10 protein-coding genes and 1 other annotated feature are annotated in these 17,577 nt (G+C 53.9%); of the genes, 1 reads left to right on the top strand and 9 read right to left on the bottom strand.

The genetic code is table 11. The features are described 5' to 3' along the window. Nucleotides 1–154 precede the first annotated feature (154 nt). The 7 genes from PSAB_RS24665 to PSAB_RS17990 form a co-directional block, all read right to left on the bottom strand. Nucleotides 155–3,871, bottom strand: a complete 3,717-nt coding sequence (locus tag PSAB_RS24665) for an alpha/beta hydrolase fold domain-containing protein (RefSeq protein WP_025335974.1) — start codon at nt 3,869–3,871, stop codon at nt 155–157. 74 nt (nt 3,872–3,945) lie between these two features. After that, nucleotides 3,946–5,502 carry an extracellular solute-binding protein gene (locus tag PSAB_RS17960; protein WP_025335975.1) on the bottom strand — a complete coding sequence of 519 codons (1,557 nt, stop codon included), beginning with the start codon at nt 5,500–5,502 and terminating at the stop codon, nt 3,946–3,948. 21 nt (nt 5,503–5,523) lie between these two features. Continuing rightward, nucleotides 5,524–6,585: an SGNH/GDSL hydrolase family protein gene (locus PSAB_RS17965; protein ID WP_025335976.1), complete on the bottom strand. Its 1,062-nt coding sequence runs from the start codon at nt 6,583–6,585 to the stop codon at nt 5,524–5,526. Between the two features lie 221 nt (nt 6,586–6,806). Next, complete coding sequence (locus PSAB_RS17970) at nt 6,807–8,168, bottom strand: extracellular solute-binding protein (protein ID WP_158442601.1); 1,362 nt, start codon at nt 8,166–8,168, stop codon at nt 6,807–6,809. Nucleotides 8,169–8,423: 255 nt separating this feature from the next. Further along, nucleotides 8,424–11,108 (bottom strand): ComEC/Rec2 family competence protein, encoded by a 2,685-nt coding sequence (locus tag PSAB_RS17980; protein ID WP_338045051.1) that lies wholly within the window; start codon nt 11,106–11,108, stop codon nt 8,424–8,426. Between the two features lie 178 nt (nt 11,109–11,286). Next, nucleotides 11,287–11,805, bottom strand: a complete 519-nt coding sequence (locus PSAB_RS17985) for a deoxycytidylate deaminase (RefSeq protein WP_025335980.1) — start codon at nt 11,803–11,805, stop codon at nt 11,287–11,289. Between the two features lie 109 nt (nt 11,806–11,914). Next, complete coding sequence (locus PSAB_RS17990) at nt 11,915–12,466, bottom strand: ComEA family DNA-binding protein (RefSeq protein WP_025335981.1); 552 nt, start codon at nt 12,464–12,466, stop codon at nt 11,915–11,917. Nucleotides 12,467–12,620: 154 nt separating this feature from the next. Between PSAB_RS17990 and comER the strand changes: the two genes are divergently transcribed. Further along, nucleotides 12,621–13,463 (top strand): late competence protein ComER, encoded by an 843-nt coding sequence (gene comER / locus PSAB_RS17995; RefSeq protein ID WP_025335982.1) that lies wholly within the window; start codon nt 12,621–12,623, stop codon nt 13,461–13,463. 130 nt (nt 13,464–13,593) lie between these two features. Here comER and leuS read toward each other — a convergent pair whose 3' ends face one another. Both leuS and PSAB_RS18005 read right to left on the bottom strand, forming a co-directional pair. Next, nucleotides 13,594–16,041, bottom strand: a complete 2,448-nt coding sequence (gene leuS, locus PSAB_RS18000) for a leucine--tRNA ligase (RefSeq protein WP_025335983.1) — start codon at nt 16,039–16,041, stop codon at nt 13,594–13,596. A 65-nt stretch (nt 16,042–16,106) separates the two neighbouring features. After that, nucleotides 16,107–16,395: a binding site (T-box leader), on the bottom strand. Nucleotides 16,396–16,456: 61 nt separating this feature from the next. Beyond that, complete coding sequence (locus tag PSAB_RS18005; protein ID WP_025335984.1) at nt 16,457–17,524, bottom strand: AI-2E family transporter; 1,068 nt, start codon at nt 17,522–17,524, stop codon at nt 16,457–16,459. Nucleotides 17,525–17,577: the final 53 nt, after the last annotated feature.

The raw sequence follows: 17,577 nt of genomic DNA on the forward strand, positions 1-17,577 counted from the left end.
CCCTATTCACATCATGGTTTACTAACAACCAATTACGCTTCCAAAACAAACTCGGCGACCTGTTTCCGGTTAAACACCGGGAGCAAGTCGCCGCTTAAAACCTGTTTTTATGGTCTACTTAACGGGGCTATGACCGATAGTTTACCGCTCCATGTCAGTCAATTGCATCTGCGCTGTCGGAAGGCCAGCCTTCAACTCCTTCCACTTGTTCGCTTTTGAAGTAATTGACGCCGATACTGTCAACGAGATTCCCCTGCAGGACGATACCGCTTCCAGCGAGAAGTCGTATGCCGTTCGTATTGCCGGTCAGAGAATTTCCGATCAATTGAACGTTCAGCGGGTCACCCTCTCCGATATTATCTGCCTTGCTGTCTCCGGGATCATGCTCAAGCGATATCGCCCAATAATTTGACGCGGTATTATAGCGAATGACATTCTCTTTGATAATCGTGCCCGGCCCGTTCAAGATCCGGATCCCCTTGGCATCCTCTATATGGGTTGTGTATTCAATCAGATTATGCTCGATGACTGTATCTGGCGTACCCATAATTACATTGATTCCTTCTCTTGTATTGCTAATCGTATTGTCATGGATATAGTTGCGCGGTCCTGTCTTGCTGTGATTGCTGGGCGCCGTACCGCCGGTGTTTCCAAGCCCGATCGCAGCGCCGGCAGGAATATCGGAAATCACGTTGCCGTATATTTCGTTCAAATATTCGAGTTCCCCATGCAGATCAATGGCATCCAGCTTTGTATTTACAAACTGATTGTTTCGCAGGGTATTGTTATGGGCAACAAATTGGATCAGCACGCCATGCCGCAAATAAGGTCCCTCGAAACGGGAGTCCTCAACAACGTTCCAAAGCGTGTCGTTATCGTACCCATTGCGATCCTGTTTGGCCATGCCCTGGATCGACACGCCGTAGCCGGCACCGCCCGGACCGACATCCGTCGCATTGCGAAATGTGCTGCGCCGTACGACAATATCACGGCTGTTGTCGATACGCACGCCCATACGCGAATACTTCTCCACTGTAACCTGATCAACCGTGATGTTGTACGAAGGAATCTCACCCAAATTCGCGATGACTATCATACTGTCGGGGCCGCCGGCATCCGGGTTGTTCACTTTATGGTCCGTCGTATAGACACCGTTCCAGGTGGAAGTTAAGGTGAGATTGGATATGGACAGATCATGCTGTCCGGATGCTTTCATCAGAGCACTGTTTCTCACCTTGTCGAGTGACGTCTTAAGGATGGTTTGGGACTGATTTTCGCCGCGAAGGTTTACGCCTGACTTGAGCTTCAAACTCACCAGGGTATCCAATGTCGAGTTCAAATTATAAACTCCACACGGCAAATAGACTTCGTCACCTGGCTGGGCACTGTTAATGGCGGCTTGAATGGCTGCACCGTCGTCTGTGTCGTTATCAGCCGGATCGGCATTAAAGTTCAGCACGTTCAGGATACGCCCGGATGTCGCATGCGGGGAATGAACCGGATGCACTGTTCCGTCAGCTTCGGTTAATCCAGGAGCTGTAAACGGAACCGGCTCCCGGGCCGGACCAGGCGTGTAGTTCGGAATGCTCGCTACAGGCGTATCGCCATTCGCAAACGGCGCATAGATGTTTACCTCCGATAAGCTCGTATAGGCACTGCCGTCGGAATTCCCAAGACCTATAATTCGCACATATCTCGCTTCTGTGTCCGGGAGATCGAATGGCTGCATCTCCGTCGTCCTGCCGCTGCTGGCGCCAGACCATCCCGGAGTCCACATCACACCATCATCAGAAGTTTCAATAACAAATTGGGTCGTGCGCAAATCACCTTTATAAAATGCAACACCTAAATAGCCGATCGGCTTACGTTCGCCTAAATCGTACTGGATCCAGGCTCCGTTACCAGCGGCGGACCAACGGGTGAACAGGTTATTATCGATGGTATTCGTTGCGATATTGCCGTCGCTGTCGCTGGCTGTCACGTTTACCGTCGCGTAAGGAACGATGGGTTCTGTCAGCGTAGAACGGATGAAAGAAAGCGGTGCAGATGTATTGCCCGACAGATCCACTGCTTTAACCTTAAAGGCGTACGCCGTGCCCGGGTGAAGCCCGGTGACCGTATACGTCACACCGGTAACAGTTGATAAAAGCTCGTCATCCTGGTAAACGCGATATTCGCCGATACCCTGATTATCCATGGCAGCCGGCCACGCGAGTTTTATGAAGTCTGTACCTATATTAACGGTTTTCAGCGAACTATCATCCGGCCAGGACGGCGGCACATGGTCGTTTGAAGCATCCGGCTCGTGCACAGTGGGCTTTGCTGCGGTACGATTCTTCACATATTGATCCAGGAAGGCCCACGCCTCGGCGTTTGCTTGTTCAGCCGCGCCACCGGTGAAACCGTGCCCTTGCCCCGGCACGATCTTGACATCGATCACTTTCACGCCTGCGTCCTTCAATTGATTGGAGAACGTAACGCTGTCCGTGTACGGGATCGTCGCATCCGCATCACCATGGCGGATGAAAAAAGGCGGATCGTCCGGCGACGCATAAGTGCCAGGCATAGCCAGCCTCGCCTGATCCGGTACGGAGAACGCGTTATTCCCGCCTAAAAGCGCTGTCACGGAGCTGTAGCTATTGGCAAATTTCGTTGTAAAATCCGCTGGTCCGTACATATCGACAACCGCTTGCACTTGATCGGAATATTCCTGCCAACCGCCCGTCCCATCCAAATCCGGAACGTTTACGACATGGCCTGTATCCAGCGCGGTTGTCTCACCTGAGTCCATGTGCCCTGTCGTACCGAGAAGCGAAGCTAGATGACCTCCTGCGGACGAACCCCATACGCCGATCCGACTGGGGTCCAGATGGTATTCTGCCGCATGCGCGCGCAAATAACGAATTGCCAGCTTCACATCCTGAAGTTGCGCCGGAAACGGCGCTTCCGGGGTTAAGCGGTAATCCAGCGATACCCCGATGTAGCCGCGCTTGGTCACATAGTTGCAGATGTTTGCAAGGGCTTGCTTCCGGTCCCCGTGATTCCAGCCTCCACCATGAATATATACCATCACCGGCATCGGAGCATGAGGCAGGGTCTTCGGTACGGCAATCGAAGTATAGATTGACCGCGTTCCTGCATTTCCAATCAGCACGTCTTCATACAGCTCGACGCCTTCCGGAACCGGAAACGGCTGAGGCTCTACCGGCGGAGGGATCGGGACCGGTGTCTCGGCGGGCGGTATTCCGGGAATGGCTTGAGCCTTGATGGCGACACTATCGATGTACATATTAGCGCTCATCAATTCGCCCACACGAAACCGAACTTTGACGTTCGGGTTGTTGTCGGCTCCGCTGCCCAGGAATTGGACTTTGAGCTTGTTCGGCTCGCTGTTCTTTTGTTCCAGCGTCCCCGGAGGCAGCTTGAATTCCTCCAGCGTTGTCCAAGTCGATCCTCCGTCGCCCGACCATTCTACGATGATGCTTCCCCCGATGTAGGAGGATGCCCGAGTATAATAACTCAATTGAAGATTGCCGTACCCCGTCGTATTAACCGGCAGGGCCAACGCGTCCTTGCCGTCGATTTTCACCAGATTCGGCGTGGACGGGGCCGTGGATGACACCGAAGTTTTCGCCACGCTGTTTTCTTCGCCTTCCTGCAGCCATGGTGCCGGAATGGGAACGCCGCCGACCGATCCGAAATTGTCAGGGTCATCGAAGTTTTCCTCGTAGAGTGTAACATTGTCGCCGGACGGTTCAGCTGCATAAATTGAAGTAAGCGCTTGCAATTCGAAGGGCGGACATAACAAAACCAAAGCCAACAGTACACTTGTGCCAAGTCGATAAGCTTTCCTACGCAATCCGTTGCTCAAATGAATTCCTCCCAAACAAGGTATAGGAAATATCAAGCCGCATGGAGTATCTCAAACCTCGATAGCTGCGCTGCTTATTTATGTCGGGACAATATGACGCCGTCGTTTTTGTTATAACGTTCTGTTGCTTCCTTGACAACTTCACGGCCGCCTTTCTGCAGCCATTCCTCCACCACCTTCGGATAATCGGAAATCGACTCCTTGCCGTATACCATATTGATCACATGCGTCAATATGACGGGCGGCAGCTTATCTGCGGTCGGGGTGATATCCGGGTTTTTCTGGTAGCCTTGCAGTTGGGGCTCGAATTGAATCCCGTCGCGTCCCTCATTCGCAAGTACCGTATCGTAGAACTTCATCAAGTCTCTCCCTTCGGAGGTGAGGCTGAGTGCACCTTTATTGTAGGTCGTATCCTGTACGAACCATAGCAGTATTTGACGAAACGTTTCCTCGTCGACTTCACTGGCGTTTTTCGGATTCCTGTAGTTTATTTTTCCATTCTCTACTGTGTAATTTTCCCCTTCAATCCCGAAGGTAAAGAACTTCTCCGCTTCGTCACTGACCATCCAGTTGAAAAACTTGACGATCCCGGCGGGGTCCTTCGCTTTCTTATTGATTAAATAGGCTCGCGGCACCGTACCGACGAGGCGAAGTCCACCCTTTCCGTCCGGCCCTGTCGGCGAGGCAATCAGCTTCATTTTTCCGGTGGGTACCTGTTCCTTTAGCTGCTGGTCCCATTGGATCAATAGGTTGGCATTCATGTTCCAGATGCCCGCTTTTCCTGCAAGAATATCGTTCTTGAATTTAGCCGGATTAATCGTGACGAACTCCTTGTTGATCAACCCCTCGTCGAACATTGTCTTGTACGTTTGGATCGTTTTTTGCATATTCTCGATATTCATGAATTTCGGTACGATTTGATCCCCTTGTTTCGTAAAGAAATTGGCGAAGGTGTCATAAGACCCGAAGAACATATCCGAAAACACAAAGTCCTCCCGGCCCATGTAAGGATTCTCCACACCCATCTTCTTGAAGGCACGCATGACGTTCAGGAAATCGTCCACCGTTTTTGGTTCTGGCAGACCTGTTTTTTCCAAAAGGTCCGCGCGAATCCAAGTCGCTCGGCGTGACGGATTGGACAGCCATTCCGGAATGGCGTAGATGTTGCCCTTCTCATCGGTCTCCATCTCCCAAGCCTCCTTCGGAATTTTTTTGAGAAGGTCTTGCCCATACTTCTGAAGCAATTCATTTAGGGGCAGGAATACTCCGGCCTCCACGGAACCGGCCAACTGGGGATTCGTCAGGCTGGAGCTTGCTTGAACGACATCCGGAATGTCGTTGATCGCGAACATTTGGATCATTTGCTTATCAAAATTTTTCTGCTGCATCAAACGGATGTTAAGATCTGTGTTTGTAAGTTCCTCCAGCTTTTTCACCCATTTGTCTTCATTGATATCCGGATGATTTTCCGCATACGAAATGTTGCCGGTCCGAAACGATATGGAGAAGGAGGTTTTCTTTCCCGAACTCTCCCCTGCTTGTTCCTGTGCCCCCTTCGTTGAAGAGGAACATCCGATCATAGAGGCTGCTAATAGTGACACCCCCACCATGGATAGCATCCACCGCTTCATTCCCATCATCCCCCTATTATATTAATTTTTGTAATCGGCACTCGAATGTCCAGACGTTCGAAGCGACTCGACCGCAGGCCGCAGCAGCTTGGCTAAATGCTCGCTCATCAGCATGTGCCCGTAATCGGAAGGATGAATCAAATCGGACGTGAGCGATGTAAGATCGCGCATGATCCATGCGCCATCCAACAGATGCAGCTGCGGATGTTTTCTACTTTCGCAGTATTGAAGCAGCTCTTTGTTGAAGATTTTCTCTTGGACATGAAGAAGATGCGATTCATCAAGAAAATAAGTTGCGCGATTCGGATAAATCGTAGTGACAAACACCGGTTTGTCGGGATGGCGTTCGATTACATGGTCCAGCAGGTAAGTCACCCTCCGCTTGAATTCCTCGGGAGTCACCACTGCGCGCATATTGACGCCGAGCTCCAGAAACAGGAAGTCCCAATCCTCGCGTTCGGCCAGATGATCGGCAACAACGGTCTCGCAGTAACAAGATCCGCTGAGCGCGAGGTTAAGCACATCCACGCCGAGTCTGCGCGCCGTCTGCTGCAAATATCCGTTGAAATGGTGCGTGGATCCTGCGCTCTGACTGATGGAAGACCCGTATGCCAGCATCGTAAGCGTTGGAACCTCATCCGGCCTCGGCACGCGCACTTCACAGCCAAAGGCATCCACCTCGTAGAAGACAGCCCCGAAGCGGTCAAAATGCAAGCGCCACACGTTAGAGGAAAATCCAGACTGATTCAGCCTGTCGCTCGGCACCTCTACGAAACGCTCCGGTTCCTCCAGGTGCAGGGTGGTTACCGTACCGGCCTGCAGACAATGCTGGGAATGAAAAAAATCCCCTCTGCATACCACGATGCTGCCGTTAATATCATTCGAGCCGACGGTGACCCTGACATGCTTCGATTCGGTGACAAACCGCAATTCGCAGCCGTTCGATTGTACGGCCTTGGTCCTTCCTTTCTCCGACAAACCGATGCGCACATGCTGCGGAAAACGCTGCAGGTGCAATCCGGAATGATGGGGTTTATGTACCAGCTCCGAAACATTGTGAAAATACACGCCTTGCTTTTCCATCTTTGCAGCCACACCACCTTAATGATTAAGAATTACGTTAACTCATATCTGACTCCTAACAAATCATATACCAATAATGAAAGCGCAGTCAATATGAATTATCATGATTTATGAGTTATATATGAGCCAATAATTGTGCAATAATCAAATAATCCAGCAAAGAAAAAAGCACAAGTTCAGCGCTGAACCTGTGCTGGAATTTTCGGATGGAAATGCAACCCTCAAGAGCGCGGAGTCTCCTGATCCGCCGTGTTCAATGTTACCTCGAGCCTGCGGCATAACTCGCCCTTATCCAGCAAGCCAGAAACAAACATCATGATATCACGTTGAATCTCCTTCAACTGGCGGTTATTTAAGCCCAGCTCCGTCACCATGCGATAGGTGGGAAAGATCTCGCGGTAAAGCTGAAAGCGGGCCGGACGATAAACGACTTCCTCGCCTTCCCATTCCATCGCCAAACGGTTGGCTGCAATATTCAGCGTCTTGCGCCGAATGAGCAGTTGCGCCTCGTACGAGGTGAGAAAATCGACGAGAAGCATGGCTGCATCCTTGTTCTGCGATTTAGAGTTAACTGCCAGTCCGTTTATGATCAGCAGCGTATTGGTATTTTGCAGCCTGGGCAGCGGGGCAATGTCGAACGCCAGATCAGAATGACGCAATTGATTCAAAAAGTAATAGGTGGTCATAATCATGGACACTTTGCCTTGCAAGAACAAGGCTTCTGCATCCGCATCGCTCTCGGACAGTATGGTTGGGAATACATCTTTCATGCTTATCAGCTTTCGACAGGTCCCCAAACTATCGATTAGCTTTGAGCCGCAGAGCAGGAATTTGCCTTCGCCGTCCTTTTCTGCATCGAACGTCGTGCCGCTCTGAAGCAGAAATAATGGCCACCGGTTACGAGAAGGCAGATAAAAATAAAAACCGTACCAGTCATGTCCTTCAGCCACCTTACGTCCGTTAGAGAACAAATCGTCCCAGGTCCAACTGCTGTCGGGAGGCGATATGCCGGCTTCCTTAAAGTGGCGTTTATTATAACAAAGCACGACAGGAGAAAATATGAAGGGGCGAACGCGATTCCTGTCACCGTACCGGAACGGTTCGGAAAGAATACGGTACGCGTCCGGCTGCTCCTCCAGCGGCTCCAGCAGCTCCGTACACCCTTGCTCCAAAAAATCCTGGTAATTGTTATTGTTGATCAGTACGACATCCATGATTTCCGATTGCAAATATTCCTTCAGCGATGCCGAGTAGCTTCCTGAAGGCAATTCGAGCGGCTGAACGTCGATATGCGGATACCTTTTGCCGAACTCATTCAGAAGCTCTTGCATCTCTACAAGCTTTGGGATGGTGTTCACATATCCGAATTTGATCGTCGTTTTGTACTCCGGTGCCGGAGGGATTACCCGATTGCCGACACGCGGAATTTTCTCAATCAGGCCTTCGTCCACCAGTACCTTAAGACCGTTTCGCACGGAAGCGTTACTAAGTCCGAAACGCACCTCCAAGTCGCTCTCCGAAGGAAGATAACTGCCGATCGCAATACTCCCGGAACGAATTTCATGTCGCAATGTTTGAATCATTTCCTCTATCTTAATACGGAAAAATTTTCGGCTATTCCTTTTCTGCATTGGGGTTCCTCGCCATCTTCCGGTTACTCCTGCCCATATGGGACAAGTTTACAGTACTCATCATACTGAAATCCTTTCGGAACGACAAGTCTCGGAGTTTGGTCCGAGTAAAACGCGCGTACAGCGCCGACGGCGGCCAGACAGTGGCGGCCAATGCGCCAAGTAGTGATCGCGGATGTCCCCCCATATTATCCGATTGTTCTCTCGTCATTTCCCCTCCAACTTATGACGTACCGATATTCCTTCCGGCAGAACTCTCATTTGAATCTCCCCGTGCTGGTCCGTGCGAAAAACCGTTGTTCGGGCTGCGGATAACCGTTCTAGCACTTCGCCATTAGGATGGCCGTATAGGTTGTTGACCCCGGCGGAGATTACTGCGGCACGCGGCTTCCAGAACTCCAGCCAGACGCCGCCAGTCGATGACTTGCTGCCGTGATGGGCGACTTTCAGCACATCTACGGGGAAGGCAGTTTCTCTTGATGCCCGGACGGCCGAAATCATGCGTTCCTCGCTCTCCGTATCAACATCCCCGGTAAACAAAAAGCTTGTGCCGCTCATATCGAGGCGAAAGACAACGGAAGCCGGATTCTGCTTCTCCAGCACCGGAATTTCTTCGCCCGCCGGGTTCATCGGCTCCGGCCACAAGAAGGTGAGCTTGGCGGAGTCGTCCGGTGTCAGAGTCATCCCCCGATGAACGCCGTACAGCTTTACTCCGCGATCAAGCGCCGTCTTCATCAGCTTGATGTATTCCTCCCGCTCTGCCAGCGTTCCGTTGAACAGCAGCGCCGACACCGGAATCTCTTCCAGCACGGCCTGAAGACCGCCAGCGTGATCCTGATCCCCATGCGTCAAAATTACCGCATCCAGCCGGTGGATGCCGCGCTTTTTGAGCAGGGGAACGAGCGTCTTCGCCCCGACCTCGTAAGGGCTGCGGCGGATACGCCATGCCTCCTTGCTGCCGTAGCTCATCGTCCCTCCGCCGTCCACCAGAATGTGGGCGCCTTCTGGCGTCGTAATCAGCATGCTGTCGCCCTGCCCCACATCAAAAAAGCTGACGGAGCCCTCGGGCGAAAGCCTCTCTGGCCGGTACCCCGCATACAGCAATATGGCGAATACGCTGGCGAGCGCCGCGGTTGCGATCCGATAGCGAATCAGCGTCCTGGCACGCTCCGGATCACCGGGGAACGCGGAAGCGGAATGCGGCGCCTTGGATAACGGCTGCAGCCCCTCAAGCGGCCTTGTTTCGTCTTCCGCATACAGCGGCGCATCGCTCATGTCGGCGTAATGCTTAAGTATCCACAGCAGCGCATACAGCAGCATATAATACAGGGCGATCCATAGCAGAGATGGCGAGCGCCAAATCGTTATTCCCGCATAGCGCCCGGTCCACTCCACTGCGTTAAACGTTGCATCGTTCATCCATTCAACGGCATGGGCCAGCGCCTTGGCGCCGGCCGGCCATATCCCGCCGAGCAGCAGCGCAGCCGTTCCAGCGGGGAGCACGGCGAAGGTGATGAAGGGAACGAGCGCTAAATTGGCCGCAAAAGACAGCAGCGCAAACTGGTTAAAGTAATAGATGGTCAGCGGAAAAGAAACAAGCTGCGCGACCAGCGTAACGGCCACAGCGCTTCCGAGCCTGCGGGGCAGTGCGGCGACAAGCGGCATGGCAAGGGGGACATAGACCATAAGACCGGCCGTAACGAGAAAAGACAGCTGAAAGCTGACATTCAGCAAAAAATACGGCTCCCATACCAGCATAAGCAGGGCGGAGGCGGCCAAAATGTGCATGCCGTCCTTCAGCACACCCATGCGCGCCGCATATAAGGCAATCATGCTCATCAGCCCCGCCCGGACGACGGACGGACCCGCGCCGGACAGCAGCACATAAGCGGGAACCAGCAGCAGCGTAACGGTCAGCGCCGTCTCCCTGGTGAACCTCAGCCGCGACAGGAGAAACAGCAGGAAGCCTGCATACACTGCGACATGCATCCCTGAAATGGCAAGAATATGCGTAAGACCGAGCCTGGAAAACTGACGGTAAGTCGCCGGATCAAGCTCATCCTGCATGCCGATAATCAGACCCTTCAGATAACCGGCGTCCTTCTTGCGGAACAGCGATTCAAGTTCCGCCCCCAGCTGCGCTCTAACATCATCATTCCAGCGCAAAAGCGTCAGAAAGCTCCTCGCTGCGGGAGGCGAGTCATCGACTTGCCCGGTCCCGGCAACTTTGAGCAGCCAATGGATATGCCGGTTCCGCAAGTAAGCGCGGTAATTGAAGCCTCCAAAATTACGGGCGCCGGGAGGAGAAGACAGCGTGCCATTCAGTATTACACGGTCTCCTCTTCTCCAGGAGGCTGAGTGAGCGATTTCCTGCTCGGCTTGGAGTTTAAGCTGAACGGCGATTGTTTCGCCATGGGTCGGCCCGGCAGCTGCTGCTTGGCCAAATCCGATTGTTCCGTCCGGGCTCGTTGGCGTTGCCGACTTGTCCACTACGCCATTGGACAGAGAAGCGGGTGAATCGGATGACCGAATACTGTCCAACTTCACTGTAAAATCAACGCGGTCGCCGTCCCGTTCCACCGTTGAAACAATCGTCCCTTTCGCTGCAACCGCCAGTTCTTCCAGCCGGGCGGAGGGCATTCCCAGCGCCTGCGGAAGGATGCTTGTGTTTCGCAGGTCATTCCATTCCCAGTACGCTCCGCCCAAGGCAAGCGTAATCCAGAGCATGATCAGGTGCTTCCAACTCCACCGGCCGGACATCAGGGCTGCCGCCAGCAGCAGCGACACCCCGGCCCAAACGGCAAGAAGTCTTCCTGCGGGCAGCATGCTTGCGGCTGCGTTTCCTGCGATCCAGCAGACGACCACATAGAGCAGCGGCCTTTTTCTCATCATCCTTCCTCCTTATCTTCGCAAAATAACCAAGTCGTTAAGCAGAGAGCGGCTCCTCAAGCGGAAACAAAAAAAGAACCCCTGCCAACGCAACCAGCGTTAACAGAGGTTCTTCCTCTTGGATTCTTCAATTTTCATAACAGATGTGGAATTAATGGATAAGCTACCAAAAACTGCAGCCTTAGTCGGATACGCTCAGCACCGTCTCGCGAGGAGGCTCATACCCTTCCAGCCGGCGGAACTGGATGCCTTTTGAGGCCATCATCAACCGGACCTTTTCCGTGTCCTTCGGATAGCTCCGGTGATAGACGATTTCGACGACGCCGCTGTTGGCCAGCATATTCGCGCAGGTCCAGCACGGTTCATCGGTTACATATACCGTGCTGCCTTCACGGTCAATCCGGTCCGTAAAGAGCAGTAAATTCTGTTCCGCATGGATCGTCCGGATGCAGCGCTGCTTCTTGACCATCGTCTCCACCCCGTCCACAATCTCCAGCTCGTACTGCTCGGAGACCATGCATCCCTCTTCGGAGCAGTCCGGCACACCCATCGGAGCGCCGTTATAGGCGGTTCCAAGCAGCTTCTTCCCCTGAACGAGCACAGCGCCGACATGACGGCGGGGGCAGCGTGAACGGGTCGAGACCATAAAGGCGATGTCCATGAAATAGGTATCCCAATCTTTGCGATAGGCAGTGGTCATTGTCGTTCCCCATTTTCTTCAAAATCGTTGTTCTCTATTGTAGCATATCCTCCCATCCGCACACTATAACAACCGTCGCTTACGGATTAATCCGTCAAGCCAAGCTGTATTAAAAAGCAACATAGGGCTTCAGCTTTTCCAGCATTTTGGGGCCGATTCCTTTTACATTCTGTAAATCCGTCGGGCTGCGGAACGGCCCATGCTGCTTCCGGTAATCCAGAATCGCCTGCGCTTTCTTTTCCCCGATGCCCGGCAGGCTGGTGAGCTCTGTGAGGCCCGCCGTATTGACATTAACCTTGCCTTCGGCAGACGTCTGGGCATCCGCAGCTCCAGCAGCGGGAGCAGCGTCATGACCCGGCAGGCTCCCGCCGGTCCCGGACTGTGCAGCGGGAACCGGCGCTGTTGCCGTTACAGCCTCGCCGGCCCATGGACTGCCGCCTACTTCCCCAGCCGCCCCGCTCCTCCCGGCAGCAGACTGCCCTCCGTCTCTGCCAAGGCTGGCGCCGGCATCCTGCCCGCCTTCAATCGCCTGCGCGATTCGAGCGTTCAGCGTCTCCCAGCCCTCCTCGGTTCCCTGATCCCGGCCGCTTCCCGCCATCCAGATCAGGCCGCTTCCGATTATTGCTGCGGCGATTCCGCCGATTAACATAGTCTTTTTCATAACCGCTCACCTCTTCTTCTATGACTTCTGAATGATCTGTAACCCTTTTCCAGATTCCACTTAAAAATTTGGTATGCGTACAGGACTGAAATGCATACATATAACGAAGAACATTACTGCCAATGAGTAAAGCGCGAAAGGAGGGAACCACAGGATGAAAGTGGGTTTTATCGGAACGGGCAGCATGGGCGGCCTGTTGATCGACGCCTTTCTTTCTTCCGGGGGGCTTCGGGCGGGTGATGTGATTGCCAGCAACCGCAGTCCGCAGAAGCTCGCTCGGCTCGCGCAGCTTCACCCCGGGATCACGCTGGCTGAAAGCAACGGCGAGACTGCGGTCAAGAGCGATATCTTATTTTTATGCGTCAAGCCGATGGAATTTAAAGCGCTGACCGATGAAATCGGCCATTGTCTCCGGAGTGAACAAATCGTCGTATCTATTACCAGTCCAGTACAGATTTACCATCTGGAACGCGCCCTGCCGTCCAAAATCGCCAAAATCATCCCCAGCATCACGCACAGCATATACAGCGGTACCTCGCTCTGCGTGTTCGGCAGCCGTCTAGGGAACGAAGACAAGGCGAAGCTGCTGCAGCTGATGTCCCATATCGGCACTCCGGTGGAAATAGATGAGCACCATACACGCATTTCTTCCGATTTCTCCAGCTGCGGTCCAGCGTTTCTGAGCTACTTTATCGAACGGTGGATTGAGGCCGGCGCGGAGGCTACCGGAATCGACCGGACGCTAGCGGTAAAACTCGTGGCCGAGATGCTGCTTGGGACGGGCAAGCTGCTGACCGAAGGCGGATTTACGCCCCAGGAGCTGCAGGATCGGGTCGCCGTCCCCGGCGGCATTACCGCCGAAGCACTGAACCACCTGCGCTGCAGTCTGGACGGTGTGTTCGAGCGGCTGATCGCAACGACACACGGGAAGTACGGCGAGGATTTGGCCAAACTCGATTCTTTGTTCGGACAGGACGGGATTCACCCGAACAAATGAGAAGCAGCCCAGCGAAAATGCCCGGCTCTTGCGGCGAGAGCTTGACCGGGATATCCCGCCGTGACACCCGCAAACACGCAAAAAACCCCGCAGCGGGATAAATTCCCGCCGCGGGGTTTAGCGTGCTTCGCTAACCCGCTACAATATTGACCAGCTTGCCCGGAACCGCAATCACCTTGCGTACGGTCTTGCCTTCGATTGCCGCGCTCACATTCGGAAGAGCCAGCGCATGCGCCTGCATCTCCTCTTGTCCCATGCCCTGCGGAATCAGGCTGCGTTGAACGATTTTGCCGTTCACCTGAACCACGATTTCCACCTCGGCGTCCACCGTCAGCGCCTCGTCATAAGATGGCCATTCCACATAAGAGATGGTGCCCTCATGTCCAAGCAGCTGCCACAGCTCTTCGGCAAGATGCGGAGCGAGCGGAGACAGCATCTGCGCGAAGTTTACCATCGCCTTGACCGGAAGCGTCTCCTGCTTGTAGGCGTCGTTGATAAAGATCATCAGCTGGCTGATTGCCGTATTGAACCGCAGATTTTCAAAATCATCGGTGACTTTCTTGATCGTCTTGTGCCAAGTGCGCTTGAATTCCTCGGTACCGCCGTTCTCGGTGATTTTGGCGTTCAGACCGCCCTCTTCACTTACGAACAGGCGCCATACGCGGGAAAGGAAGCGGTGAATGCCTTCCACGCCGTTTGCGTTCCACGGCTTGGTTGCTTCCAGAGGTCCCATGAACATTTCATACACGCGGAGCGTATCCGCGCCGAATTCGTTCACAATCTCATCGGGATTGATGACATTGCCGCGGGATTTACTCATCTTCTCGTTGTTCGTGCCGAGAATCATGCCCTGGTTGACCAGCTTGTGGAACGGCTCCTTCGTGTTAACAACGCCGATATCGTACAGCACCTTATGCCAGAAGCGGGCATACAGCAGGTGAAGCACCGCATGCTCGGCGCCGCCGATGTACAGGTCGACCGGCAGCCATTCCTTCTGCTTCTCGGGAGAACACAGCTCCTTGTCGTTATGCGGATCGATGTAACGCAGGTAGTACCAGCAGCTGCCGGCCCACTGCGGCATCGTATTCGTCTCGCGACGGGCTTTCATTCCGGTCTCGGGGTCCACCGTTTCGACCCATTCCGTCACGTTGGCCAGCGGCGATTCGCCTGTGCCCGAAGGCTTGATCGCGTCGACATCCGGCAGAACAAGCGGCAGCTGGTCTTCCGGGACCGTCTTCATCGTGCCGTCTTCCAGATGCAGAACCGGGATCGGCTCGCCCCAATAGCGCTGGCGGCTGAACAGCCAGTCGCGCAGGCGGTAGGTAACCTTGCCCGTGCCGACGCCTTTTTCCTCCAGCCAGGCAATCATGGCAGCGATGGCCGCTGCGTTGTCGAGGCCGTTCAAGAAGTCGGAATTGACATGCGGACCGTCGCCGCTGTAGGCTTCCTCTTCCAGATTGCCGCCTTGGACAACCTCGATGATGTCAAGCCCGAACTGCTTGGCGAACTCCCAGTCGCGGGTGTCGTGTCCCGGTACCGCCATAATCGCGCCGGTGCCGTATCCGGCCAGGACGTAGTCGGCGATCCAGATCGGCAGCTTGGCGCCGTTGACCGGGTTGACCGCATAGGCACCCGTGAACACGCCGGTTTTCTCTTTGGCGAGATCCGTCCGCTCCAGATCGCTCTTGCGGGCGGCAAGCTCCTTGTAATCCTCCACAGCCTGTCGCTGGGCGTCCGTTGTGATCGATGCGACCAGCTCGTGCTCAGGCGCGAGCACGCAGTAACTGGCCCCGAACAGCGTGTCGGGACGGGTGGTAAACACGGTCAGGTCCGCATCATGCCCGTCGATGCGGAAGGTGACTTCGGCGCCCTTCGATTTGCCGATCCAGTTACGCTGCATATCCTTGATGCTCTCGGTCCAGTCCAGCTCTTCCAGATCCTCCAGCAGACGCTCGGCGTATTCGGTGATCCGCAGAATCCACTGGCGCATCGGTCTGCGGATGACGGGATGCCCGCCGCGCTCGCTTTTGCCGTCGATGACTTCTTCGTTGGACAGTACGGTGCCAAGCGCCTCACACCAGTTCACCGGCACCTCTGCCACATAAGCCAGGCCGCGTTTGTACAGCTGAATGAAGATCCACTGCGTCCATTTATAGTAGCTGGGGTCCGTTGTGCTGATCTCGCGGTCCCAATCGTAGGAGAAGCCTAGCGATTTGATCTGGCGACGGAAATTATTGACGTTCTTGACCGTGATATCGCGCGGATGCTGTCCCGTATCCAGCGCATGCTGCTCGGCCGGCAGGCCGAAAGCGTCCCAGCCCATCGGATGAAGCACATTATAGCCGCGCATCCGCTTGTAGCGGGAGACGATATCCGTCGCCGTATAGCCTTCCGGATGCCCTACATGCAGACCGGCTCCCGAAGGGTAAGGAAACATGTCAAGCGCGTAAAATTTAGGCTTGCTCGGGTCTTCCCCGGTTTTGAACGTGTGATGCTCTTCCCAATATTTCTGCCATTTCGGTTCCAGTACCTGCGCCCGGTAACCCTGGGCAGTCGTATTCCCCTTGTTGTCACTCATAACCTATTCCTCCTTGAATTGCTGCGAACAATCAATAAAAAAGCCTCCCATCCCTAGCGTATAACGCTAGGGACGAGAGGCTGAATTCCCGTGGTACCACCCTAGTTAGCAGGCGGACTTCCCAAATCACCGCTTGCTCACTCTAACGCCCTGTAACGGGGGCGGGCCGACGTCGGTTAACGCTTGGAAAGCTTCCTTCGGTCAGCAGGCATTGCTGTCCTTTCTGAAGTCCCTCGCGGTTGTCGCCGTTTCTCAGAGGCGAGTTCATTTCGACTTCGTCAACCGGCTCGCACCAAGAACACCGGCTCTCTGCGTGACACACCCGAAATTAATGCTCCTCTTCATTGAATCCTGTGAAGTTTATATTCCATAATATTATATACAGAAGCCGCCTCTCCAGTCAATGCGCATTCCCTCACACCGTCTTCCGCTTCATATAATAGGTGATTAGATGCTGAAGGACGACTTTACCGGCCGCGAACACGGGAACCGCCAGAATCAGGCCGACAATACCGGCAATTTCGCCCCCCACCAGCAGGGCAAAAATAATAAGCAGAGGGTGCAAGTGCAGCGTCCGGCCCACGACCTGCGGCGAGATGACATTGCTCTCCAGCATTTGGCACAGTGTGTTCACCACGACGACCATCAGCACCATGCGAAATGAAATGGTCGACGCCATCACGATGGCGGGAGCCGCGCCGAGAAATGGCCCCAAATACGGAACGAGTTCAAATATGGCCACAAGGCTCGCGAACAGCAGCGCATACGGCATTCCGATCAAAGCGTAGCCGATATAAGCCATTGTGCCGATGATCAGACTGACCAGAAACTGGCCGCGGATATAATTGCCGAGCGCCTCGTCGATATCTTTTAACATCGTCACGATGGATTTGCGGCGGGAACGCGGGAGACAGGACACAAGCGCCCGTTCGAATACATCGAAGTCCTTCAAAATATAGAACACCAGAAAGGGGACGATAAAAGCGTCGAACAGGACGCCGATCGTCGTGCCGATATGGTCGAGAAAATTCGAGATTCCTTTGGCCAGACGATTTTCCAGTTGAAAAAACCAGTTGTTCATCCCCATCTCCACTCCCGGCGGGATTAGACGGGTATTCATGCTGTGCATAAGCCCCTGCGCCCTTAAAGTCATCTCCGGCAAATGCTCATTTAGCTCTTCGAGCTGTTTTATGAACATCGGGATCAGATTAACGGCGATGACCGCGATTGCAGTGAGGAATACGGCATAAATCAGTAGGACGGCCACACCGCGCGGCATTTTCCTTTGGGCCAGCAGACTGACAACCGGATTAAGCACATACGAGATAATCATGGCAGTCACAAAAGGAGCCAGCACCGCCTTCAAAAAAGTAAAAATATGCTGCAGCATCGGATGAAGCAGCCAGACGAAATACAAAATGATCAGAGCCAGCAGCACCCCGACCATCGTGCGAAACCATTTGCTTCCGAGCCATTGCTCCATGGCGTTACCTCCTGCGGCCAAACTGGACTGGCTTGTAAAGTAAGTATATGTTT

The organism is Paenibacillus sabinae T27, assembly GCF_000612505.1.
Lineage (GTDB): Bacteria > Bacillota > Bacilli > Paenibacillales > Paenibacillaceae > Paenibacillus_AQ > Paenibacillus_AQ sabinae.

Bases quoted from the DNA above. Each gene is read 5' to 3' on its own strand.
- PSAB_RS17960 (WP_025335975.1), bottom strand. From the start codon at position 5,502: ATGAAGCGGTGGATGCTATCCATGGTGGGGGTGTCACTATTAGCAGCC.
- PSAB_RS17965 (WP_025335976.1), bottom strand. From the start codon at position 6,585: ATGGAAAAGCAAGGCGTGTATTTTCACAATGTTTCGGAGCTGGTACAT.
- PSAB_RS17970 (WP_158442601.1), bottom strand. From the start codon at position 8,168: ATGATTCAAACATTGCGACATGAAATTCGTTCCGGGAGTATTGCGATC.
- PSAB_RS17980 (WP_338045051.1), bottom strand. From the start codon at position 11,108: ATGATGAGAAAAAGGCCGCTGCTCTATGTGGTCGTCTGCTGGATCGCA.
- PSAB_RS17985 (WP_025335980.1), bottom strand. From the start codon at position 11,805: ATGACCACTGCCTATCGCAAAGATTGGGATACCTATTTCATGGACATC.
- PSAB_RS17990 (WP_025335981.1), bottom strand. From the start codon at position 12,466: ATGAAAAAGACTATGTTAATCGGCGGAATCGCCGCAGCAATAATCGGA.
- comER (WP_025335982.1), top strand. From the start codon at position 12,621: ATGAAAGTGGGTTTTATCGGAACGGGCAGCATGGGCGGCCTGTTGATC.
- leuS (WP_025335983.1), bottom strand. From the start codon at position 16,041: ATGAGTGACAACAAGGGGAATACGACTGCCCAGGGTTACCGGGCGCAG.
- PSAB_RS18005 (WP_025335984.1), bottom strand. From the start codon at position 17,524: ATGGAGCAATGGCTCGGAAGCAAATGGTTTCGCACGATGGTCGGGGTG.